This window comes from Clostridium bornimense (assembly GCF_018917145.1).
Lineage (GTDB): Bacteria > Bacillota > Clostridia > Clostridiales > Clostridiaceae > Clostridium_AN > Clostridium_AN bornimense_A.
The window spans coordinates 1-22554 of the sequence record NZ_JAHLOD010000053.1 but is presented as its reverse complement, the minus strand read 5'-3'; the positions used below and the strand labels follow the sequence as shown (position 1 = coordinate 22554).

Here is a 22554-nt window from a genome sequence, read left to right as displayed (position 1 = left end):
CTTAGCTCCTATGGAAGTTAGAACTGCTGCATTAGCGACAGAAACCCCTATTCAATATCCGATACCAGAAAATAAGAGAATACTTGCTTATAAAGCAGAATTAGAAGCAAAGAAAAAAATAGCATCATGATAAATGCGACTAACAACGTAGTCGCATCATCATATATCTTTTATTTATTTTGATTGTCTACTTGACAGGAGTCAGATCAAATTCTTCCTGTGTAAGCCCTCTATTTTTTCTCAATTCCTGAAGTTTTTCATGAAATTCCACAACACAGAACCTCCCAATTAAATTAGTTTTATTCTTTGTAACACAACAAAACAACTGCTTTATAGATGCAAAATAAACCTGCACTAAGCACAATAGAACCCACAATATCAGTAAACCAATGAACACCAGAAACTAATCTTCCTATTACCATAAATGCAGAAAATGAAATAGCAAGAATACTTATAACTTTTTTAGCTATAGCATTTTCTAATCTACGATTAACCTGATAAATAAGCGTTGGAATAACACTTAATACAAGAAGTGTTGTTGATGATGGATATGAAGCTTCCATAATTCCTTCGATAAGTATTGGCCTGTAATTAATAGGAATCATTTCGAAGGCAAGATATCCTAATATTACTATAACATAATATATCCCTAGGAAAGTAATATCATAATCCACTTTGAAAAAATTTCTTCTCTTAACTAATTGAATAAATCCAATTCCACCGAATATCATACAGATGCATAATGGTACAAGCCCTAGCCAGTCAGTGATGGTATAGATTGTCATATGAACACCTGTTAGTTTATGAAACCAATGGTTAAATGTCGCAAAGCCTATAACAGTTTCATTTTGTCCAATGGGTTGCACATCTACTATCTGAATTAATAATGTCCAAATAGCAAATGCTACAACCAACATAATTCCTAAAATTAATAATCTTTTTCCATTCTTTTTCATTTTTCAATGTCCTTTCACTTTCTTTTTGCCATTAGGCTAATTTGAAAGTAACAAAAGACGTAAAAAATATAAAGAATCGCAATGTCACATTCATGACACGAATGGTATCATCCGCATAAATACTGATGTTTCAAAACAAAATAAGAATTTCGATTCATTATCTATTATAGCAAATAAAAGTAATTACACTAGAAGGTGGTATCTCTTAGATGGTGGTTTTGGAGAGAAGATTGCTCGTTATTTTGGACCAACAGATGTTAAAGTTTATAATTATGGTTTTAAGAAAGAATTTATTGATCGTTATGTAGTAGAAGATATAATGAAAGAAAATCATTTAACTCCTGAACAAATTTTAGAGGATATTGGACTATAGGTATAGTATCATTTTTAAGTAAATGATTATAGTGCAAGGAGGTGTTGCTAACAAATGAAAAGCTGTTAGTGATACCTCTTTTTATTATGGCACAAGGCGCAAGTAAGGGAAATTTCAGTGCACAGTTTCGGTTAATTTTCCCCGATGGGGAAAATATTATAGTCTGCCGATGGCAAATTACAATTCAATCAGTTTAGGAAATTCGCATTTTACAATTGTGTTAATAGATATATTTATTGCATATATAAAACTGTTATGCTTAAGTGTTGTTTTTCATAAATCAGGGGTTTCTAAAAAATTTACAATTAATAAATTACATAAAATTACAAAAAAATAATTTATAACATGATATCATTGATTTTATTAAGTATAACGATAAAAGGGTGATATTTTGAAAGAGATAAATTGGAATAAAGAAATAGATATAGATAAAATTATAAGCTTCTTTTTATATATGTTGATTTGGATTATGCCATTTTTAATAACATCTATAAATAAGTTAGGAGGTATTAATGATGATAAATGTATAATGATATATGTAATAACATCATTTATAATAGTATTTTCTCTTAAGGATATAAAAAAGAGAAAATCATTAATTACAATAATATTACTGATATATAGTGTATTAGTAATATTAGCAACTATTTTTTCAATTAATAAAAGTGTTGCATTATTAGGCTTTTTTGGAAGAAATGAAGGTATGATAACTATATTATGTTATGTAGTTCTCTTTATTGCTTCAAAGAATCATATAATAATATCAAAGAAGACTATTAATATTACATTAATATTAGTCACTCTGATGTCATTATTAGTTATAATGCAATTATATATATATGATCCTATTTATAATCAAGCAACAATGTATGGGATCAATAGAGATGTAGCTATAGCATCTAAATTAGAAAGACTTTTGGGAACTATAGGACATAGAAATTTTATGTCTACATATTTAGTGATTTTTTTGCCAATTTCAATATCTTTATATATAAAATTGAAAGAAAAAAAGTATTTAGTATATTCTATAGTGATTTTCATAGCATTAATGTGTACCACAACAAGAAGTGGATGGTTATCTGTAATATTATTTATGATTGTAATGCTATTTTTCATTGGAGGCAAAAAGGAATATTTAAAACGATTTTTTAATATTATAATGATCTTTATGGCAATATTATTAGTAATTAATATATCTTTAAATGGTGTTATTTCAAGTAGAAGTGATAAATTTAAAAACGAAGTTGTAGAATTTAATGAGCATTCAGGTAGTAATAGAGTTAAGATATGGAAGAGTGTTATTATATGTATAAAAAAGCATCCTATTTTAGGGACAGGTCCAGATACAGTATTTGAAGCATTAAGAAAAGAAAAAAGTAAAAATCCTAATATAATAAATGCTGCTGTAGATAAAGCACATAATGAATTTTTACAAATAGCATTGAATAGTGGTATTCCATCATTATGTTTATATATTGTTTTTTTAATATTAGTGATTATAAATATATTAAAGCATATTTATGATTACAAATATAAAATTTTATTATTAGTATTTTTAAGTTTTATAATACAGAGCTTTTTCAATATTAGTGTTATATCTGTGGCGCCAATAATGTGGATTTTATTTGGAATTATGAGTAAAGATGAAATTATAATTTATAATATGTAAGTAAATATAGTATAATATTTACATGTGATTCTAAAAATTATAATTTAGGTATAAAATAAAGGGGGCACCAATGGGGAAAATAAATTCAAAATGTAAAAAGGGAAGCGTTTTAAGTAAGATTCTTATAATAGTATCAATAATATTTATAGTAATAGCTGGAGCAACTATATTTACTTTGTATAAGTATAAAGACAATATAGCTGAACTTTTGACAGTAGTAGAAGATAAAAAATCTTATTCAGAGGAAGCAGTAGAAAGTTTTATAAATGATGTTATAACTACTAAAAAAAATAAAAAAGTATATTTTGAGAATCCAGGAATAACAGAGGAAGAATTTAAAAATTCATGGAATAGTTTTATAGAAAAAGATCCTAAGGTAAATTATTATCTTGAGGATTGCACATATAATTATTATGTTAAAAATAATATAATATATATTGAAACTACATTTAATTTTAAAGATGATAGAGTACCGTTTAATGATATATATGTAGTAAATAATGATAAAGATACTATGAAGTATATTATAGATACGGTGAAGACAGGAGCAGAAACTCTTACAGTTTATGTTAAAGATAATGCTATGCCTTTTGAGGATTTACAAGTATTATTTGAAACAGCACCATGGAATGATTGTGAAGATGTAGTATTAACATCGATGGATAGAAGTTATTTGACATATGGAGATGTTAATAGTGGAGAGTATATTTTAGAAGTTGTTGTTGAAGATATAAATAATGATACAGCAGTTAAATGTAAAGAAGAAGTGACAAAATCATTAGATAACATTATTGCTAAATTAAACATCTATGGAAAAAGTGATAAAGAAAAGTATAGAGAAATATATAAAGTGATTTGTAATAATATAAGTTATGATGATGATATGTCAGATGTTATAGTTAATGAGGATTTTGAATCAGACTTGAATCTTTATAGACAAACCTATGGAGCTTTGGTGAGAGGAAAAACAGTATGTACAGGTTATGCTACTGCCTTTAAAGCCATTTGTGATAGAATTAATTTGCCATGCTGGGTTGTGTTTGGAACTGCTGAAGGAGAAGAACATGCTTGGAACTCGGTGATATTAGATGGAGAAGTAAAATATATAGATGCTACTTGGGGAGATCAAGATTATGGAGTAGAGTATAAGTATTTTCTAATGTCTAAAGGAACTGCTGAAGTAAATAATAGAACTATCGATGATGATTATTATATGCCAGAAGAATTTCAATAATAAAAAATTGTATGGAGCTGTTACAGTAAGTGTAGCAGCTTTTTATATTAGAGAGGATTATAGTATTTTTAAATTATTAGTTGTTATAGTAAAGTAGTGGTAAAGTGAATATATTGCAATAAAAGAACTATAAAAATGGGATATTGATATTTTATGGTAAAAAATATATAATATTATAAAGCATTACTTAATTTTCTTAGAGAGGAAAAGTTAGGATGAAATTTAGGCTGGAAGAAGAAGTAACAAAGGAAAAATTAATAAATATTCTTATATATCTATTAATCTGGATTTTACCTTTTTTTATGGTAACAAAAGTCACAGGAAAAGGTTCAGAATTTGGCAAGGGCATGTTTTCACTTGTAATAGCAATTATTATTTTAATTGCAATGATAAAAGATAGAAAAATAAAAATAGATTTAATATCTAAGGTAACTCTAATATATTTAATGTTAGTTTTTATATCAACGTTATTTTCAATGGATATAAAACGGTCAATAATAGGGGCTAACGGAAGATATGAAGGGTTAATAATGATATCTGTTTATGTGATATTATTTTTTGCAGCAAAAAATTACTTTTCTATAGATAAAAAAGCATTTACTATGGCACTTGCATTAGTAACGATATTAGCATTATTAGCATTAATACAATTTAATGGCTTTGATCCAATATGGGGACAGAAAGCCTATTTTGGTAAAGCATTGACAAAAGGGATACAAGAGGGGTTAAGTGATGAGATTCTATTTCCTAAATATTTAACTACTATAGGTAATAGAAATTTTGTATCTACGTATTTTTCTTTATTTTTACCGGTGACAATTGGAGGATATATTTTTTATAAGAATAAATATTGTTTTATATCATCATTATTTATATTTGGAGCTTTGCTTTGTACTTTAACTAGAAGTGGATATATAGGTTTTATTTTTGCTGGTATTATACTTTTAATTATATTAATTAAAAAAAGAGATAAAGAATTTTTTAGAAGATTAGCTATTATAGCTTTAGCATTCATATTGATATTTGGATTTATAAATATTAGATCTAAAGGGGCAGTGGTAAATAGATTAGGGTTATTTGGTAAAGATGTTACATCATTTAGTGAAAAATCTGGATCAAGTAGAATAGGAATATGGAAGTTAGTAATAAAAATTGTAGAAGAAAAGCCTGTTTTGGGAACTGGTCCTGATACATTAGACAAAGCTTTACCAAAGATATGTGGTGATGATTATGAAAAATTAGGCTTTATAGTGGATAAAGCTCATAATGAATTTTTGCAGATAGCAGCAACGATGGGGATACCTGCATTAATTACATATTTGATATTTTTAATGCTGATTTTAAAAAACTTGCTAAAGCATATAGAAGACGATAAGTATAAGGTTTTACTTTTAGTATTTGTAGCATTTATTACACAAAGTTTTTTCAATATAAGTATAATATCTGTAGCATCAATAGTGTGGATATTTTTCGGAGTTATGAGTAAAGAAAGAATTAGTTAGGGAGGAATTAATATAAAAAAAGTATGTATCTATAGAATTATATCTATAATTATCATAATAATTTTTAGTATTAATTTTATAGGTTGTGATGATGCTAAAGAAGAAAAATTAAATCCTGTCCAAGAAGCAATGAAGAATTATTTAGAAAATAAATATGAAGAAAAATTTGTAGTTGAAGAATCTAAAATTTATAATAATGGGGAAAAGAATACATATCATTTAGCTAAAGCACATCCAAATAAAAATGAAAATTGTAGTTTTACTGTTAAATGGAATGAAGAGGATATAGGAACATTTAAAGATAATTATCTAAAATATAAATGTAACAAAGAAGGAAAAAAGTATATAGAGAAAAAGTTAAAGGAAATATACAAGGAAGAGATTAATTTCTATTTTAACTTTGATATTGTACCAGATCAGTATAAAAATAAAATGGATATTCAATCTGTTATTAAGGAATATCCTGATAATGTAACTATAAACTTTACTTATTATGTATTTTGCAAAAATAATATTGATAAAGATAAGGAATCAAAAAAGATATATAAGGTAATAAAAGATATGTTTTTAGATGAGAGTTTAGGTGAATATTCTTTATCCGTATATTTTATTAATGAAAAATATAGAAGTGATTATGAAAATAATAAAAAATATAATTTAGATTTGGATACAAAGGAATTATATAAAAAGAAAGTGATAATGAATTATTTATATATGTGGGATTCTAATAATATAAAAAATAGTAATGACATAAAAGAATTATTTAAATGTTAAAAAAGTTTGCGATTTTATATATAATCGCAAACTTTTTTTAGTAATTTTAGTTTTAGAAAAATTATTTTTATATTGACATATTTTTTTTAAATACAAAAAGATGATTATTTTTTATATCCTAAATTCATAAAAAGGAGTGATGGATATGAATATAAAATTGGCTAAAAATGGCGATAAATTAGCTGTTGAAGAAATTTTAGAATCATTTAAAAAGTTTATAATAAAGCAATGTAATAAAATATATATAGAAGGTTATGATAAGGAGGATTTGATTCAAGAAGGATACATATCACTTATAAAAGCTATAGAAAAATATGATGAGACAAAAGGAAATTTTGTTGCTTATGGCACAAGAGCTATTGTAAATAATTATTATATGATGATACGAAATAGAGCTAAATATAATGGGACAGCTTCTTTGAATAAAAGTAATGATGAAAATATAGAATTAATTGATATAATAGAAGGTAATGAAAATATTGAAGAAAAAATAATATTAAAAGAAGATGTTAAATCAGTTATTGAAGCCATTAATAATTTTAGTGATGATGATAAAAAGTTGATAATAAATCTTCAGATAAGTAAGATTCCTGGGAAACAATTAGCTAAGGAGTTAGGAATATCTTATTTGGCATTATGTAAAAGAAAAGAAAGAGCATTAAAAAAATTGAGATTAAAATTAGAAAATAAGTAAGAAGGTGATAAAATGGATATAATTATACCAAGTACGGTAATGGATATAATAAATATCTTGGAAAATAATAAGTTTGAAGCTTATGTTGTAGGCGGTTGTGTAAGAGATTCTATCTTAGGGAGAACACCTAATGATTGGGATATAACTACTGATGCATTACCAGAGAAGGTTATGGAAATATTTAAGGAAATTGGAGCTACAGTGGTACCTACAGGAATAAAGCATGGTACCGTTACTGTTATTATTGATAATGATAGTTATGAAATAACAACATATAGAATAGATGGGGAATATAAAGATAGTAGAAGACCAGAAGAGGTTATATTTACATCAAAACTACAAGAAGATTTAGCTAGAAGAGATTTTACTATAAATGCTATGGCTTATAATCCTAAAAAGGGGCTAAAGGACTATTTTAATGGAAGCGATGATTTGAAAAATAAGATAATAAAAACAGTAGGGAATCCCATAGATAGGTTTAATGAAGATGCATTAAGAATGCTTAGAGCTATTAGATTTTCTGCACAATTAACATTTGATATTGAGAAAGACACTATAGAAGCTATAGAAAAATTAAGTGGTAATATAAAAAATATTTCTATAGAAAGAATAAGAGAAGAATTTAATAAGATAATTTTATCAGATAATCCAAAGGCAATATATGATTTATATAATTATGGACTTTTAGAAAATTTTATGCCGGAATTTAAGTTAGCTATTAATACTAAACAAAACAATCCTCATCATATTTATACAGTTGGAAAACATATTATAAAATCTATGGAGAATATAGATAAGGAATTAATATTGAGACTTACGATGTTTTTACATGATATAGGTAAACCTAAAACTATTACCACAGATGATAATGGGATAGATCATTTTCATAATCATCCATTAGTTTCAAAAGATATGGCAGAAGTTATATTAAAAAGAATGAAGTATGATAACAATACTATAGATAAAGTATTAACATTAGTACAATATCATGATCAAAGAATATCTACAAAAAAATCAATAAGACGATTATTAAGTAAAATAGGAGAAGAAAATTTTAAAGATCTTATAAAGGTATGGAAAGCTGATGTGAAAGCTCAAAATCCAGACCTTTTGCCTAAAAAGCTAGAAAATATAAGTAATGTTGATACGAAATTTCAAGAAATACTTGAGAAGAATCAATGTTTTTCATTGAAGGATTTAGCTATCTCCGGAAAAGACTTAATAAATTTAGGAATAAAACCAGGAAAGGAAATAGGTGAGATATTAAATAAATTATTAGAAGAAGTTATAGAAAATCCAGAAATGAATGATAGAGATAAACTAATTAAAAGGGTTCAAATCAGTGCACAGGTATGAGGGCACAGGTATATATCAGTACACAATTGTCAGTGTACAGTACATAGTGATGGATGAAATTACCTTTGGGAATTTCTAAAATTTTAAGTGTTTAATTTTGAGATATAGAATAGATTAATTTTCTTAAGATACTTGTGTGCACTGAAATTGTGAAATGTGAATTGATTGAATTGAAAAAGGAACTATTGCTAATACAATGGTTCCTTTTAAATTTTTATCTAAAACTATTATATGATGCATCGGATGGCATTCTAAGATCTCCTCTTGGAGATAGAGATACTGTACCGACTTTTGGTCCATCTGGTAATGCAGAACGTTTAAATTGTTGTGTAAAGAAACGAGTTATAAATTTATCTAACCATTTATCCATAGTTTCTTCATCATAATCATTTTTAAAAGCTACTTTAGCTAAGAAGCTAATTTTATCTTTTTCTGCGCCGCTTCTCATAAAGTGATATAAGAAGAAGTCATGTAATTCATAAGGACCTACGACATCTTCAGTTTTTTGAACTATATCGCCATCTTTACCTTTTGGTAATAATTCTGGAGAGATAGGAGTATCCAATATATCTAATAGCACTGCTTTAGCTTTTTCATCCATTTTATGAGTGGCTACATATCTAACTAGATATTTTACTAATGTTTTTGGAATTGATCCATTAACACCATACATAGACATATGGTCACCGTTATATGTACACCAACCAAGAGCTAATTCTGAAAGGTCTCCAGTTCCAATAAGTAATCCACCTTCTTTATTGGCAACATCCATTAGAATTTGAGTTCTTTCTCTTGCTTGAACATTTTCATAAGTAACATCATGAATATCTTTATCATGACCAATATCCTTAAAATGTTGTAGAGAAGCTTCAACGATATTTACTTCTCTAAAATCACAATGAAGCAACTTACAAAGATCTACGGCGTTATTATAAGTTCTATCAGTAGTTCCGAAACCTGGCATTGTAATTGTAACGATATTTTTTCTATCCATTCCAAGCATATCGAAAGTTCTTATAACTACTAGTAATGCTAAGGTAGAATCTAAGCCACCAGAGATTCCGATGACAGCTTTCTTTGCTCCTGTATGTTGGAATCTTTTTGCTAATGCAGAAGATTGAATAGTAAAGATTTCTTCACAACGTTCTTCAATTTGTTTAGGATCGCTTGGTACAAATGGATGTTTATCCACAAATCTATTAAATGTTTTGAAGTTAGTTGATTTAAAACCAATTTCGATTTCTCTAAATTTAGGTACATTTTTCAATGTATTTGTAAAAGACGAATTTTTCATTCTTTCAAAAGTAAGTTTATCTATATCTATACAAGTAGTTATAAGTTGATTTTCTCTTGAAAATCTTTCACCTGAAGCTAAGATTCCACCATTTTCAGCAATAAGTAAGTCACCACTGAAAAGTAAGTCTGTAGTAGATTCATAAACACCGGCAGATGAATAGATATAAGAACTTAAAGTTCTTGCACTTTGATTTTTTATAAGATCTTTTCTATAAGAAGCCTTTCCTACAATTTCATTTGATGCTGATAAATTTCCTATAATATTTGCACCGGCTATAGCAGCATAAGAACTAGGTGGTATTGCAACCCAAAGATCTTCACAAATTTCTATAAAGAAATTAATATTATTATTTTTGAAAATTAAGTCCACACCAAAAGGTATATTCTTTTGGAAAGAAAGATCTATATAAGAGTCTTTAATATCTATTCCTTCAGCAAACCATCTTTTTTCATAAAATTCTGAGTAGTTAGGAAGAAAACTTTTTGGGACAATTCCAAGAATTTTACCATCAAAAATACTAATACCACAATTGTATAGTTTATCTTTAACTAATATAGGGGCACCAACCACTATAACAATATCTTTATTTTTAGAATATGTACATAATTTATCTAAGTATATTTCACTAGTTTTTATAAGAGAAAAATTAAGAAATAAGTCTGCACAAGTATAAGAAGTAAGGGAAAGTTCAGGGAAAATAATAAACTTAACATCTTCGTCTACAGCTTTATCAATTAATTCAACTATTTGATTATAATTATATTCAACATCAGCTACAGTTACTTTAGGTGAAGCAGCTGCCACTTTTACAAAATTCATTTTATCACTCCTTATATTTAGTATTTATCTAATTATATAAACTATAACATATTATTAAGGATAAATATAATTGGCTATGAGGTTTTTTTTTATAAATATTTATATTATAATAATAGAAAGGGGAATTACCAATTTTTTACAATAGCAATAAGGGGGAGAAAAAATGAAAATATTGATGTTATCTTGGGAGTACCCACCAAAAGCTAAGGGAGAGGTGGCAGATTACGTATATAATTTATCAAGAGAACTTGTTTCATTAGGTCACGAAGTAGATGTTATTACTTTAGAAGAGGGAGTAGTGCCAGTATATGAAGAGATTGAAGGGGTAAAGGTACATAGAGTAACTCCTTGTGATATAGCTACTGAAGATTTTACTAAATGGATAATGCACTTAAATTTTTCTATGATTGAAGAAGGAACAAGACTTATAAATAGAGAAGGAAATTTTGATATAATTCATTGTCATGATTGGAATACTGCATATGCAGCAAAAGTATTAAAGTGGAGTCATAATATACCGCTTATCTCTACAATCCATGGTACAGAAGTAGGAAGAAGTAATGGAATAAAGAATGCAACTCAAAGATATATAGCTTCTGTAGAATGGTTATTAACATATGAATCTACAAAAATAGTAGCTTGTGATAATTATATGGAAGAAGAAATACAAAGGTTATTTTCATTACCAATGGGAAAAGTAACAGTTATTCCTAAGGGAATAGATATTAATTCTAGTGTTAATGTATTTGATAAAAAGACTTTTAAAAATAGATTTGCTAGGGAAGATGAAAAAATAGTTCTTTTTGTAGGAAATCTTAATTATGATAAAGGGATTCCACTACTTATAGAAGCAGCTAGAATGATGTTAAATGAAAGATGGGATGTTAAGTTTGTCGTAGTTGGAACTGGAGATGGAAGTGAAGAATTAAAATCTATATGCAGAAGAAATAATATAGAAAATAAAGTTTTATTTACAGGGGAATTAAGTGATGAAGATAAAGAAAGATTATATAATATTGCCGATGTAACAGTATTTCCTGGGACACATAAGCCTTTTGGAAAAGAAACTATCGATGCTATGTTAGCTGGATGCCCAGTTGTAGTAGCTGATACAGAGAAAGTTGTAGATCCTATTATACATAAAGTTAATGGATTAAAAATGCTAAAGGGAAATCCAGAAAGCTTAAAGGATAATATTAATATTGCTATTGATGATAGCTTATTAAGACCAATTCTGGTTGAAAATGCAAAGGAAATGTTAAAGTCTAAATATAGTTGGAAGTCAGTAGCTAAAGAAATAGAATCAAGATATAAAGATATATTAGAAGAAGTAAAGGGTACTAATTGGAGTAGAGAAAAGGTAGTAGAAGTAGTTAAAGATGAAATAGAGTCTAAAAATGTTATTCTAGATAGTACAGAGGTTAATGTTATAAAAAAGGTTGAAAAAATAGAGGAGAAGGAAGCTAAAATTGACGTACCAAAAGAAGAGCCTTTAAAAGAGACTAAATCATTAAAAAAAGAATCTAAGGTTATAGAACCAGAAGAAAAGAAAACAACAAAGACAGTAGCTAAAAGTGCTACAACAAGGGGTAGAAAGCCGAGAAAAACAACTGCAAAAAAAACTACAACAGCAAAAGAAAAAAAGGTAGAAGAAGCATCAGATAAGAAGGAAAGTTCAAAGGAAGAAATAAAAATTGAATAATTAAGGCTAATTTTCAATTGGTGGTTCACAGTAACTGTGCACTGACGAAGGCTGTGTCCTACCTTGTACTATAATAAAAGGAGGTATCGTTAATAACTTTTCATTTGTTAATGCGATGCCTCCTTACTTTATATTAGATATTAAAAGTGTACTAAGTTTAGTTTTGATTTTTTTTACATAAAACTGTAACCCATTCATTAGATATAGATTTATCTATAATAGTTAAATTAAGATCAGGTAGTCCTTTTAGGACATCTTCGTAGCTCCAAGTAACAAGACCTGAGATTAGTAAAGTACCATTATCTTTTAAAGTATTATATATAAAATCTTTAAACATAAGTGTTTCTTCGCCACCGATGTTAATAATAACAAAATCAAATTTTTCTTCAAAACTTACTTCGCCGTCAAGAGCATTGCCAACAGCTACTTCGATGTTATCTATAGAATTTAGAGAAGCGTTATATTCTATTTCTGCTGATACATCTCTTATGTCTAAAGCTACAATTTTAGAAGCATCTTTTTTTGCAGCAGCCAGAGAAAGTATTCCTGAACCAGTGCCAATATCCAGTACAGATTTATTTTTTAAATCACTTTTAAGAATATATCTTAAGCAATCTTGAGTGGTTTCATGAAGACCTGTTCCAAAGGCACCTTGTGGTATAAAATATATTTTTTCAAGTGTTTCATCATTGATATCATCATCTGGAGAGCAAATTATATACCCATTATTTAAATCTAATGGCTCAAAGGTATTATCAAAACTACTAGTATCCACATCTTCTATTGATAAAGTATATTCTGGTAATATTTCAGATAATAGCTTTGTTGTATTATCTAAATCTTCATCATTTTCAATAATAATATTTAGATTAAAAATAGAATTTTCATCTTCTACATACCCATACCCATATTCTGTTGTAGTAACTTCAAAAGGTTGATCATAATAAATATTAAAAATATCATTTATATTTAAAATCTCAATTATATTATCCAAATTTTTATTTTCTACTTCTAAAAATATTTTTTTCATAATATCCTCCTTGTAATTCTTCAATATAATAATAACAATTTGGCCTTTAATAATAAAGAAACAATTAAAATTTATGATATAATATATTAGAATGAAAGTTAAGGGGGCAAGTTTTTAGATGAGATTTGTAATAGTTACAGGGTTATCAGGAGCAGGGAAGACACAGGCTATACGAAGTTTAGAGGACATAGGATATTTTTGTGTAGATAACTTACCTCCAACATTAATACCTAAGTTTGCAGAAGCATGTTTTCAATCAGATGTTAAGATAGAAAAAATAGCACTTGTTATAGATATTAGAGGTGGATTATTTTTTGACGACTTATTCGAAAGTCTAAACTATATTAAAAGTCAAAATTATGGATATGAAATATTATATTTAGAAGCTTCTGATGAAGTTTTAATTAAGAGATATAAAGAATCTAGAAGAAAACATCCATTATCACCAGAAGGAAGAGTATTAGATGGTATTTTATTAGAAAAAACTAAATTAAAAGCTGTTAGAGATATTTCTAATAATATAATAGATACAACAAATCTTTCTGCTAGAGAATTAAGAGAAAATATAGAAAAAATATATGCAGAAGAGGGACAACTTGAAAGCAGACTATCTATAAGCATATTATCATTTGGATTTAAATATGGAATACCAGTAGATTCTGATTTAGTTATGGATGTTAGATTTTTACCAAATCCTTTCTATATAAAAGATCTTAAACCTAAGTCAGGAAAAGATAAGGATGTTAGTGATTATGTCTTTAGTTTTAAACAAACAACAGATTTTGTAGATAAATATGAAGACTTATTAGAGTTTTTAATTCCTAACTACTTAAAAGAGGGTAAAAAACAACTTATTGTATCAATAGGATGTACTGGTGGAAGACATAGATCAGTAGCAATAGCAGAAGAATTATATAAGAGATTATCTAATAATGGGCATATAGTAAATATTTATCATAGAGATATTAATGAAGATATTAATAGAAAAGGTGAAAAGAAACTATGAGGATATTAGATTGGTTAAGGCCTGGTATTAAAGTGAAGAGATTTATAATGTTAGCAGTTATGGGAATGCTATTTATAACATTTGCTTTAGCTGAAATATTAGTTAAATCTAGAGAATATGAATTAAAATATACATTATTTTATTTATTTATAATTGCCACTGGAGTATTTATAATATATATAGCAACAATAAATCTAATGAGATCTATGATAGTACTTATAAACAAAGGATATCTTAATGTGCATATAAATTCTCGCAGATTAGAGAATCTTATATATGAAAAAAGATTATTAGTAAAGGGCCCTAAGATAGTGGTTATCGGTGGTGGTACTGGTCTTTCAACTATGCTTAGGGGTCTTAAGCAATATACTAGTAATATAACGGCTATTGTAACTGTTGCTGATGATGGAGGCGGATCTGGAGATTTAAGAGAGGATCTTGGAATACTTCCACCAGGTGATATACGAAATTGTATATTAGCACTTTCAGATACAGAGCCGTTGATGGAAGAATTATTACAATATAGGTTTCCTGATGGAAGATTAAAAAATCAAAGTTTTGGGAATCTTTTTTTAGCAGCAATGGATGGAATATCAACTAACTTTGAGGAAGCAGTAAAGAATATGAGTGATGTTCTAGCTGTAACAGGAAAGGTTATACCTGTTACTTTAGATAATATGAAGCTAAAAGCTACACTTAAAGATGGTACAGTAGTGCGTGGAGAGTCTAATATACCAGTGGAAGCATCTAAAAGAAAGTCTCCTATAGATAAATTAGAGATAGAACCTAAAGATGCAAAAGCTTTAGATGAAGCATTAGAAGCTATAATGAATGCAGATGCTATAATACTGGGACCAGGAAGCTTATACACATCTGTTCTTCCAAATCTTTTAGTAAAGGAAGTAAAGGAAGCATTAAACAAAACACCAGCACTGATAACTTATGTTTCTAATATTATGACACAACCTGGTGAAACTGATGGATTTAAGGTTTCAGATCACTTAGAAGTGATTAATAATCATATAGGTAGCAATATAGTTGATTATGTTATTGTTAATGATGAGAAAATCAGCGAAGAGTTTAAGAAAAAGTACCTAGATGAAAATTCTATACCAGTAGAAATAGATGAGGACAAAATAAAAGAATTAGATGTTGAAGTAGTAAAGGCAAATTTGCTTGCCATAAACCAAAATGGTTTTGTAAGACATAATTCAGATGTATTGGCATCAGTTATTATAGAAATTATAATGGATAAGAAATTATTTTACGATAGAAGAAAGATAGTAGAATATTTTTACTTATCTGAGCGTTTGAAAGAGAATAAAAATAAAAAGGAGCAGTAATTTAAATGTCATTTTCAGCAAAGGTAAAAAGTGAGATATGTAGAGTAGCAGAGTATCCTAGAGAAGAGGCATTAGCTATTATATCAGCAATAATGAAAGTTAGTGGGACTCTTATGCTTGGTGCTAATAAGTCATTCTCTTTTAGAGTATCTACAGAAAATCCTGCCATAGCAAGACTTTTATTTAAGTTATTAAAAGAAAGTTTTGGAATTCACTCTAAATTAATGGTTAAGAAGAGTAATTCACTAAAGAAAAATAATATATATATGGTAGTAATTGATGAAAAGATGGGGGCAAAGGATTTACTTTTAGAAGTAGGGGTAATGATAGAGTGTGACGGTATAATTACTTTAAATTATAGTATACCGGAATTTGTACTGAAAGATGATAATATAAAAAGAGCATATATAAAAGGAGCATTTTTAGGTGGCGGAAGTATATCAAATCCAGAAAAAACATATCATTTAGAATTTGTCACACATAATGTTGATTATGCAAAAGAATTATCAGCATTGATAAATAAATATGGTATAAATTCTAAAGTTATTCAAAGAAAATCAAGTTATATTATCTATATAAAAGAAGGGGAACAAATAGTAGATTTATTAAATATTGTAGGTGCTCATTCATCATTATTATTCTTTGAAAATATAAGAATAATGAAGGAAATGAGAAATAATGTAAATCGCTTAGTTAACTGTGAAACAGCTAATTTATCAAAGACTGTTAATGCAGCAGTAAGACAAATAGAAAGTATAAAACTTATTTCAAGTACAATTGGATTAAATAGATTACCTAAAAATTTAAGAGATATTGCAGAACTTAGATTATCTTATCCTGATGAGTCATTAAAAGATTTAGGAGAAATGTTAAATCCGCCAGTGGGAAAATCAGGAGTTAATCATAGGTTAAGAAGAATTGAAAAAATTGCTTCTGAGATAAGAAATGAACAATATTAAGAAAAGCTTCACCGATAAAGGTGGAGCTTTTTTATGTATGTAGACATAAATCAACAATAGAAGCAGTTTTAAAGGGAAATTTGTAATAAAATTAGCTAAAATAATTTACGTGATTTTACAAAATCGTAATACGTATTTATGTATAATGAAGGTAAATGATGTCGATGCGGATATTACTTAGGAAGGTGAGAAGTATGAAGATACTTGTAAAGATAGCTAAAGGTTATCTTATTACAGTTGTAGTATTATTTATTGCTTTAGCGTTATATGGTATGTACATATATAGATATAAAGGAAATCGTCCTTGTGATCAACCAGGTACAGAATGGGTTTCAGAAGATGGTAGTATTATTTTAAATACTGATGAAAATCAAGAGACTACTGGTTCAATGACTATTGATGGAGTAGAAATTCCATTTTTATTTGTAGATGGTCAAGGGGAGGTAATTTATATTTATTCAATTGATGCAAGAAATAGAGATGGGTTATATCCTGAAGATAAATATGAAACATGGATGGGAAGTTTTAATCGAAAAGATAAGTTTACAGTCACTGTTGAGAAAACTACTTATTTTGAAGTAGGGCAAAAGATAACATTTTATAGAGTTGATGATGAAGAAGATTCATCGAAGTAAGCAATAAAATACGTAGTAAGATTTGTATTAAGTTTACCAAGTTACTGAAGATGAGCCAGTGGATGTAACGATAAATAAAAAGATAAGATATACTATACATATGCTGGTTCCGGCGACTAATATCTATGAATCTAAATGGAAAAGAGTACTTCTATATCAGAAATGTACAAAATGATGTAATAGGACTACATGATAGTGAAGGAAAAGTAATAGTAAGTTATAGTTATGATACATGGGGAAATATAGTATCAATAAGTGGAAGTTTAAAGGATAGTGTAGGAGTAAAGAACCCATATAGATATAGAGGATATAGATATGATGAAGAAACTGGATTATATTATCTTCAAAGTAGATATTATAATGGTTTGTGGGGAAGGTTTATAAATGCTGATGCATTAATAGGACAACCAGGTGATTTATTGTCATTTAACATGTTTGCATATTGCAAAAATAATCCTGTAAATATGAGTGATGGAAGTGGGTATTGGCCAAAGTGGTTAAAGAAAGCAGCAAAGGCAGTGAAGAAGGCAGTAAATAAAGTAGTAAGTTCAGTAAAGAAAGCAGTAAAATATGTAGCAAAGGTTGTTGTGATTTCAGTTTTTACAAGAACTAATCCTATCGCAGCAATGAATTATATTAATAATGCAAAAGTTGATAGAAATAAGAAAACAACGACCCAAAATAGATTGATAAATGATCAAAATGATACGAGCGGAATTGTTGCAAATTTTAGATATGGACTCTATTCATCATCGAATAATGCATGTGAGACAATAGCTGTTCATAATGCAAAAGTATTAAAAGGAATAGATTCAAATTTATCGTCAACAATGCTGGAATTTCAAATGTCGAATGCAATGATTGGGTTTGGGAGACTTGGATCTAATCCGAATTCTATTGGTAGGGTATTGAGTAATAGTGGAATAAGTTACTCAAGAGTAGGTTTAAATGAAATGACAGAACCAGGAACATATATTATATCTTATTGGAATGGTACGCCTTGTATGAGCTCATTGCACACAGTTGCTGTTGAGTATAATGGAATTTCATATTTTACATATAATTTAGGTGGGATGGGTAATGTTAGTTATAGGGATCCATCAGAGTATGCAAGTAATTATATTTGTGGGTATTATTTAGGGAGGTAAAATTTATGAAGAAAGTTTATAAATTAATGTGTTGCTGTGCTACATTTTTTATAATTTTCATTATAGCAGTAGTTTTATATGGTGTGTGTATAAATTGGTATAAAGGAAATCGTCCTTGTGATCAACCAGGTACAGAATGGGTTTCAGAAGATGGTAGTATTAAGATTCATGTTGATGAGAATCAACAGGCTACTGGGTCTATGAATATTAATGGTACAGAAATTCCATTTATACTCGAACCTGGATCTGGAAAAATGATGTGGATTGATTCAATTGAAGCAAAAGATAGATTGGGTTTATATCCAGAAGAAACATATGAAAAATGGATAGGTGATTTTATATGGGAAGATAAATTCACAGTAACTGTTGAAAAAACTACTTATTTTGAAGTAGGGCAAAAGATAACATTTTATAGAGTAGATGATGAAGAAGATTCATCTAAGTAAGTAGTAAAATAAAAGGAATAGGTTATAAATACAATGACTGTGGAATAAGAATAGAAAAGTCAGTAAATGGAATAACAATAAACAGATTTTACCGGCAACTGGGAAAGTGCTAGGCGCTGTAATTTTAACATTAGGTGCAACGTTGGTCGGCGGATTAATTGGAAATAAAATAAATTATATTCAAAGACATAAAGCTGTAAATAAGGTTGTTACTAAAGAAGCAGAAAAATCTAAGAATGATAAGAAAAAGGGAACTATTATATATAGATATGGAAGTTATACAAACAAAAATTTAACACCTAAGGAAAAGGATAAGTTAACAGGGGTGTCTTTTTCTACAAGGCTACCACTCAAGGGAAAAGCTGTTGTAACAACAACTGAAAGTATAAATTCAACAGGAAAATTAATGGCAGTAAAAGATAGGATTAATCATGTTAGTGTTAGACCTGTTAATTGTTTTGCTATGCAAGAGTGGGTAAACTCACGAGATAATGCAGAGGAAAGTCTTCACGAATATACAATAACATTGAAAGAAATATCATGGGAATATAAGGTGGGTAAGTAAATATGGAACGTATTAGCGAGTTAATTAAGAAACTTGATTGGAATCTAGATACAGAAACACAAAAGATAGGCTTGTTGAAAGAAATGATTATAAGTTAGAGTTGCTTATTCAGCCAGGATACAATAAAGATGTTTGGGAAAATGCAGCAATTGTTTTGGTGAAAAAAGGATATAAAGAGTATAAGAAGGTTATTGATAAGATGTTTTGGTGCTTACAAGATATGAATTGGCCAGGCAGTAGTATTATTTATGAAGAATTAGTTTCTATTAATAAGATAAACTTAATAAATGATTATGAAAATATAGTGTCAATATGTCTTAACAAGAATGATGAGGAATGGTTATATAATTTATATCAGTTTTCAAAAGATTGCAATATAAATAGAAATGATTTCAAAAAATTAAATTTATACGATAAGATGGTAGGAGTAGTACGATAAATATAGAATATACTTAGTATTAATATTTTAAAATTAAATTCATCAAGAGAAAGTCAGAAAGCAAATAGTTTTCTGACTTTTGGTTTTTAGTGAAAATAAGAAGATATATATCGTTAATAAGGAGAGAAAAAAGATGGGTGCATGGGGACCAAAGTTATATCAAGATGATATAGCACAAGATGTTAGAGATACATACAAAGATAGATTAAGAAGAGGAAAAACAACAAAAGAGATAACAGAAGAATTAATAGAAGAATATAGTGGAGAAATTGAGGATATAGATGATGGTCCAATTTTCTGGTTTGCATTAGCAGATATACAATGGGATTATGGCAGATTATTACCAGAGGTAAAGGAAAATGCAATTAAGTGGATAGAAGATGGTAGTGACATTAGAAGATGGGAAGAAGGAACAGCTAAGGAGGTAAAAGTAAGAAAAGAAGTATTGGAACAATTAAAGCATAAGTTGGAATCTCCAATGCCAGAAGAGAAGAAGGTATCTCAGTATAGATTATACAAGTGTCAATGGAAAATAGGTGATGTATATGCCTATAAAATGAATGGTGAGTATGCAAAAGAAAGGGGTTTTTATGGGAGATATATTCTTTTTCAAAAGATAAGAGAAAGTAAATGGTGGCCAGGTCATATTGTACCCATTGTTAAAGTAAAAGTTACTGATGATGAACATCTTCCTACAGAGGAGGAATTTTATAATTTGCAGTATATTAAAATGAGTTTTGAGGGAGAGAGTATTTATAATGGCGAGAAACTATTCAATTATGGATTAAAGCTTTTAAATACCTCAAAAAGAATAATACCTAAAGATTTAAAGTATATTGGTAACTATAAAGAATATCCTTCTATAAATAATGAATATATCATAACACAGGAGGTAAGTTATCCTTCTTCTGAATGGAAAGATATAGAGAAATATATAATAGATGATTATACATATGCATGGTAGTTAAAAGGATAATAATATAAGAAATTACTGCATTATATTATTTACAAAGTAGATATTATAATGGTTCGTGGGTAAGGATTATAAATACGTGTAGATTAATATGACAACCAGATAATTTATTGTCATAATAATACTGTAAAGTACATTAATAGAAAAAAGGAAATGATAGTATGAACAATAAGAAAAAAAGTAATAAGAATATTTTAATTTTTTCAGTATTAGGATCTATAATTGGATTATTACTTAGAAAACAAAATGAGTTAATAATATTATTAGGGTCAATAGCATTATTGATTAGTTTTATATGTGGTTTTATATATTATACATTTATTAAAGGAAGGAATGAAAATAGTAGAAACATAAGTGTAATTTTTATATCTATAAGTATAGCTATGGTTGGATTTATATTTAGTGAAATAGAAAAATATCACTATAGTTTACAAGGGACGGAATTACCTTTATATACAGTGTTATCGGTACTTCAATTTTTTATTGTACTTGTATTCCTTTTAATTAAAAAGTCTAAATTATGCAGTGGGAAAGATAAAAAGTTAGCCTATTTTTTAATATGTGGTTGTATGTTTTTCATATTAATTGTGTTAGTTGGTATGTTTTTTAGTTACATAGAATAATTTTATTAATTTTTTTGTATATGACTAATAAGAGCAATAGTTATATAATTTATATCAGTTTTCAAAAGGTTGCAATATAAATAGAAGTGATTTTAAAAATTTAAATTTATGTGATAATATGGTAGGATTAGTGCTCTAAATATAGAATATACTTAGTATTAATAAATTAAAGTTAAACTCATTAAGAGAAAGTCAGAAAGCAAATAGTTTTCTGGCTTTTGTTTTTAATAGTAAGAATAAAAATGTATTTTTTAAGTAAGGAGAAAAAATATGTTAGCATGGGTAGCGAAATCATATCAAGATGATATAGCAGCATAATTAATAACTATATAATGGGGGTGAAAATTATGAGGTTATTTGAGAAGATAATTGTGTGGGTTGCTATTTTTTTATTGATTTGTCTTTTTGGCGTAGTGTTATATGGTATGTACATATATAGATATGAAGGAAAACGACCTTCTGAGCAGCCAGGTACGGAATGGATTTCAGAAGATGGTAGTATTAAGTTTTATGTTGATGAAAATCTATATGCTACTGGGTCTATGAATATTAAAGATACAGAAATTCCATTTATATTTTCAGGTGAAATACGAGGAGAGAGAATTCATATTTATGCAATTGAAGCAAAAGGTAGAGAGGGGTTGTATCCTGAGGAGAGATATGAAACTTGGAGAGGAAACTTTAAAAGAAAAGATAAATTTACAGTGACTGTTGAAGAAACTACATATTTTAAAATTGGTCAAAAGATAAGATTTTATCGAGTAGATGATGATAAAAGTAAACAATGACAGTCATTTAATAGACAGTGTTAACATTAATATAACATAAGCTTTATATAGATTTAACAATTAAACCTTACTATTAATTTAGTAAGGTTTAAGGTTGGTTTAACTGTAAGCGTCAAAGTTTTGGTACCTTTTATCAATTAAAAAAATATATTAAAATATCCCGGTAGGGCGATTTAAAGCCCTATCGGGATTTATTTATTTCTTGATTTTGACTTTTAGATTG

21 protein-coding genes and 1 pseudogene are annotated in these 22554 nt (G+C 27.9%); 19 read left to right on the top strand and 3 right to left on the bottom strand.

Annotated features, from left to right (window positions below):
• Window positions 1-299: 299 nt before the first annotated feature.
• A complete protein-coding gene (locus KQI30_RS14345) occupies window positions 300-956 on the bottom strand; it encodes a phosphatase PAP2 family protein (protein ID WP_216464038.1) in 657 nt (218 codons plus the stop codon).
• A gap of 179 nt (window positions 957-1135) precedes the next feature.
• Here KQI30_RS14345 and KQI30_RS17695 point away from each other — a divergent pair.
• From KQI30_RS17695 to KQI30_RS14315, 7 genes and pseudogenes are all read left to right on the top strand, one after another.
• Window positions 1136-1329, top strand: a pseudogene (locus KQI30_RS17695) (1-deoxy-D-xylulose-5-phosphate synthase); the annotation flags it as partial.
• 391 nt (window positions 1330-1720) lie between these two features.
• Entirely contained in the window at window positions 1721-2998 is a 1278-nt protein-coding gene (locus tag KQI30_RS14340; RefSeq protein ID WP_216464037.1) for an O-antigen ligase family protein, read from the top strand.
• Window positions 2999-3068: 70 nt separating this feature from the next.
• On the top strand, window positions 3069-4232 hold the full coding sequence (locus tag KQI30_RS14335) for a transglutaminase domain-containing protein (RefSeq protein ID WP_216464036.1): 1164 nt from the start codon (window positions 3069-3071) through the stop codon (window positions 4230-4232).
• Between the two features lie 215 nt (window positions 4233-4447).
• Window positions 4448-5734, top strand: coding sequence for an O-antigen ligase family protein (locus tag KQI30_RS14330; protein ID WP_216464035.1), 1287 nt, complete (start codon window positions 4448-4450; stop codon window positions 5732-5734).
• Between the two features lie 129 nt (window positions 5735-5863).
• Window positions 5864-6508 (top strand): hypothetical protein, encoded by a 645-nt coding sequence (locus tag KQI30_RS14325; RefSeq protein WP_216464034.1) that lies wholly within the window; start codon window positions 5864-5866, stop codon window positions 6506-6508.
• 145 nt (window positions 6509-6653) lie between these two features.
• Window positions 6654-7202 (top strand): sigma-70 family RNA polymerase sigma factor, encoded by a 549-nt coding sequence (locus tag KQI30_RS14320; RefSeq protein ID WP_216464033.1) that lies wholly within the window; start codon window positions 6654-6656, stop codon window positions 7200-7202.
• 12 nt (window positions 7203-7214) lie between these two features.
• Window positions 7215-8558, top strand: coding sequence for a CCA tRNA nucleotidyltransferase (locus KQI30_RS14315; protein ID WP_216464032.1), 1344 nt, complete (start codon window positions 7215-7217; stop codon window positions 8556-8558).
• A gap of 214 nt (window positions 8559-8772) precedes the next feature.
• Here KQI30_RS14315 and KQI30_RS14310 read toward each other — a convergent pair whose 3' ends face one another.
• Window positions 8773-10674 (bottom strand): NAD(+) synthase, encoded by a 1902-nt coding sequence (locus KQI30_RS14310; protein WP_216464031.1) that lies wholly within the window; start codon window positions 10672-10674, stop codon window positions 8773-8775.
• 163 nt (window positions 10675-10837) lie between these two features.
• Here KQI30_RS14310 and KQI30_RS14305 point away from each other — a divergent pair, with 163 nt between their 5' ends.
• Entirely contained in the window at window positions 10838-12376 is a 1539-nt protein-coding gene (locus KQI30_RS14305) for a glycosyltransferase family 4 protein (RefSeq protein WP_216464030.1), read from the top strand.
• A 157-nt stretch (window positions 12377-12533) separates the two neighbouring features.
• Here the strand turns inward: KQI30_RS14305 and KQI30_RS14300 are convergent, their stop codons facing one another.
• Window positions 12534-13406 carry a 50S ribosomal protein L11 methyltransferase gene (locus tag KQI30_RS14300; protein WP_216464029.1) on the bottom strand — a complete coding sequence of 291 codons (873 nt, stop codon included), beginning with the start codon at window positions 13404-13406 and terminating at the stop codon, window positions 12534-12536.
• Window positions 13407-13524: 118 nt separating this feature from the next.
• On the opposite strand from KQI30_RS14300, the gene rapZ reads away from it, so the two are divergent.
• The 11 genes from rapZ to KQI30_RS14245 all read left to right on the top strand — a co-directional run bounded on the left by rapZ (window position 13525) and on the right by KQI30_RS14245 (window position 22331).
• Complete coding sequence (gene rapZ, locus KQI30_RS14295; RefSeq protein WP_216464028.1) at window positions 13525-14412, top strand: RNase adapter RapZ; 888 nt, start codon at window positions 13525-13527, stop codon at window positions 14410-14412.
• Window positions 14409-15755, top strand: a complete 1347-nt coding sequence (locus tag KQI30_RS14290; RefSeq protein WP_216464027.1) for a gluconeogenesis factor YvcK family protein — start codon at window positions 14409-14411, stop codon at window positions 15753-15755. The genes rapZ and KQI30_RS14290 overlap by 4 nt, the downstream gene beginning before the upstream one ends.
• A 5-nt stretch (window positions 15756-15760) precedes the next feature.
• Window positions 15761-16714 (top strand): DNA-binding protein WhiA, encoded by a 954-nt coding sequence (gene whiA / locus KQI30_RS14285; RefSeq protein ID WP_216464026.1) that lies wholly within the window; start codon window positions 15761-15763, stop codon window positions 16712-16714.
• A 194-nt stretch (window positions 16715-16908) separates the two neighbouring features.
• The gene (locus tag KQI30_RS14280) at window positions 16909-17349 is read left to right on the top strand and encodes a hypothetical protein (protein ID WP_216464025.1); all 441 of its coding nucleotides are present in this window, start codon (window positions 16909-16911) and stop codon (window positions 17347-17349) included.
• 125 nt (window positions 17350-17474) lie between these two features.
• Window positions 17475-18497, top strand: coding sequence for an RHS repeat-associated core domain-containing protein (locus KQI30_RS14275; RefSeq protein WP_216464024.1), 1023 nt, complete (start codon window positions 17475-17477; stop codon window positions 18495-18497).
• A 5-nt stretch (window positions 18498-18502) separates the two neighbouring features.
• Complete coding sequence (locus tag KQI30_RS14270; protein WP_216464023.1) at window positions 18503-18943, top strand: hypothetical protein; 441 nt, start codon at window positions 18503-18505, stop codon at window positions 18941-18943.
• Between the two features lie 106 nt (window positions 18944-19049).
• Complete coding sequence (locus tag KQI30_RS14265; protein ID WP_216464022.1) at window positions 19050-19508, top strand: hypothetical protein; 459 nt, start codon at window positions 19050-19052, stop codon at window positions 19506-19508.
• Window positions 19509-19545: 37 nt separating this feature from the next.
• Window positions 19546-19947, top strand: a complete 402-nt coding sequence (locus KQI30_RS14260; RefSeq protein WP_216464021.1) for a DUF5071 domain-containing protein — start codon at window positions 19546-19548, stop codon at window positions 19945-19947.
• 133 nt (window positions 19948-20080) lie between these two features.
• Entirely contained in the window at window positions 20081-20911 is an 831-nt protein-coding gene (locus KQI30_RS14255) for a hypothetical protein (protein WP_216464020.1), read from the top strand.
• A gap of 170 nt (window positions 20912-21081) precedes the next feature.
• Window positions 21082-21543, top strand: a complete 462-nt coding sequence (locus tag KQI30_RS14250) for a hypothetical protein (RefSeq protein ID WP_216464019.1) — start codon at window positions 21082-21084, stop codon at window positions 21541-21543.
• A gap of 347 nt (window positions 21544-21890) precedes the next feature.
• Complete coding sequence (locus KQI30_RS14245) at window positions 21891-22331, top strand: hypothetical protein (protein ID WP_216464018.1); 441 nt, start codon at window positions 21891-21893, stop codon at window positions 22329-22331.
• Window positions 22332-22554: the final 223 nt, after the last annotated feature.

What these genes read in the sequence shown, in the direction of transcription:
- KQI30_RS14290 (WP_216464027.1), top strand. Translation starts at nt 14,409, where the DNA reads ATGAGGATATTAGATTGGTTAAGGCCTGGTATTAAAGTGAAGAGATTT.
- KQI30_RS14310 (WP_216464031.1), bottom strand. Translation starts at nt 10,674, where the DNA reads ATGAATTTTGTAAAAGTGGCAGCTGCTTCACCTAAAGTAACTGTAGCT.
- KQI30_RS14250 (WP_216464019.1), top strand. Translation starts at nt 21,082, where the DNA reads ATGAACAATAAGAAAAAAAGTAATAAGAATATTTTAATTTTTTCAGTA.
- KQI30_RS14245 (WP_216464018.1), top strand. Translation starts at nt 21,891, where the DNA reads ATGAGGTTATTTGAGAAGATAATTGTGTGGGTTGCTATTTTTTTATTG.
- KQI30_RS14330 (WP_216464035.1), top strand. Translation starts at nt 4,448, where the DNA reads ATGAAATTTAGGCTGGAAGAAGAAGTAACAAAGGAAAAATTAATAAAT.
- KQI30_RS14300 (WP_216464029.1), bottom strand. Translation starts at nt 13,406, where the DNA reads ATGAAAAAAATATTTTTAGAAGTAGAAAATAAAAATTTGGATAATATA.
- KQI30_RS14335 (WP_216464036.1), top strand. Translation starts at nt 3,069, where the DNA reads ATGGGGAAAATAAATTCAAAATGTAAAAAGGGAAGCGTTTTAAGTAAG.
- KQI30_RS14255 (WP_216464020.1), top strand. Translation starts at nt 20,081, where the DNA reads ATGGGTGCATGGGGACCAAAGTTATATCAAGATGATATAGCACAAGAT.
- KQI30_RS14270 (WP_216464023.1), top strand. Translation starts at nt 18,503, where the DNA reads ATGAAGAAAGTTTATAAATTAATGTGTTGCTGTGCTACATTTTTTATA.
- KQI30_RS14305 (WP_216464030.1), top strand. Translation starts at nt 10,838, where the DNA reads ATGAAAATATTGATGTTATCTTGGGAGTACCCACCAAAAGCTAAGGGA.
- KQI30_RS14345 (WP_216464038.1), bottom strand. Translation starts at nt 956, where the DNA reads ATGAAAAAGAATGGAAAAAGATTATTAATTTTAGGAATTATGTTGGTT.
- KQI30_RS14315 (WP_216464032.1), top strand. Translation starts at nt 7,215, where the DNA reads ATGGATATAATTATACCAAGTACGGTAATGGATATAATAAATATCTTG.
- KQI30_RS14280 (WP_216464025.1), top strand. Translation starts at nt 16,909, where the DNA reads ATGAAGATACTTGTAAAGATAGCTAAAGGTTATCTTATTACAGTTGTA.
- KQI30_RS14325 (WP_216464034.1), top strand. Translation starts at nt 5,864, where the DNA reads ATGAAGAATTATTTAGAAAATAAATATGAAGAAAAATTTGTAGTTGAA.
- KQI30_RS14320 (WP_216464033.1), top strand. Translation starts at nt 6,654, where the DNA reads ATGAATATAAAATTGGCTAAAAATGGCGATAAATTAGCTGTTGAAGAA.
- rapZ (WP_216464028.1), top strand. Translation starts at nt 13,525, where the DNA reads ATGAGATTTGTAATAGTTACAGGGTTATCAGGAGCAGGGAAGACACAG.
- KQI30_RS14275 (WP_216464024.1), top strand. Translation starts at nt 17,475, where the DNA reads ATGAATCTAAATGGAAAAGAGTACTTCTATATCAGAAATGTACAAAAT.
- whiA (WP_216464026.1), top strand. Translation starts at nt 15,761, where the DNA reads ATGTCATTTTCAGCAAAGGTAAAAAGTGAGATATGTAGAGTAGCAGAG.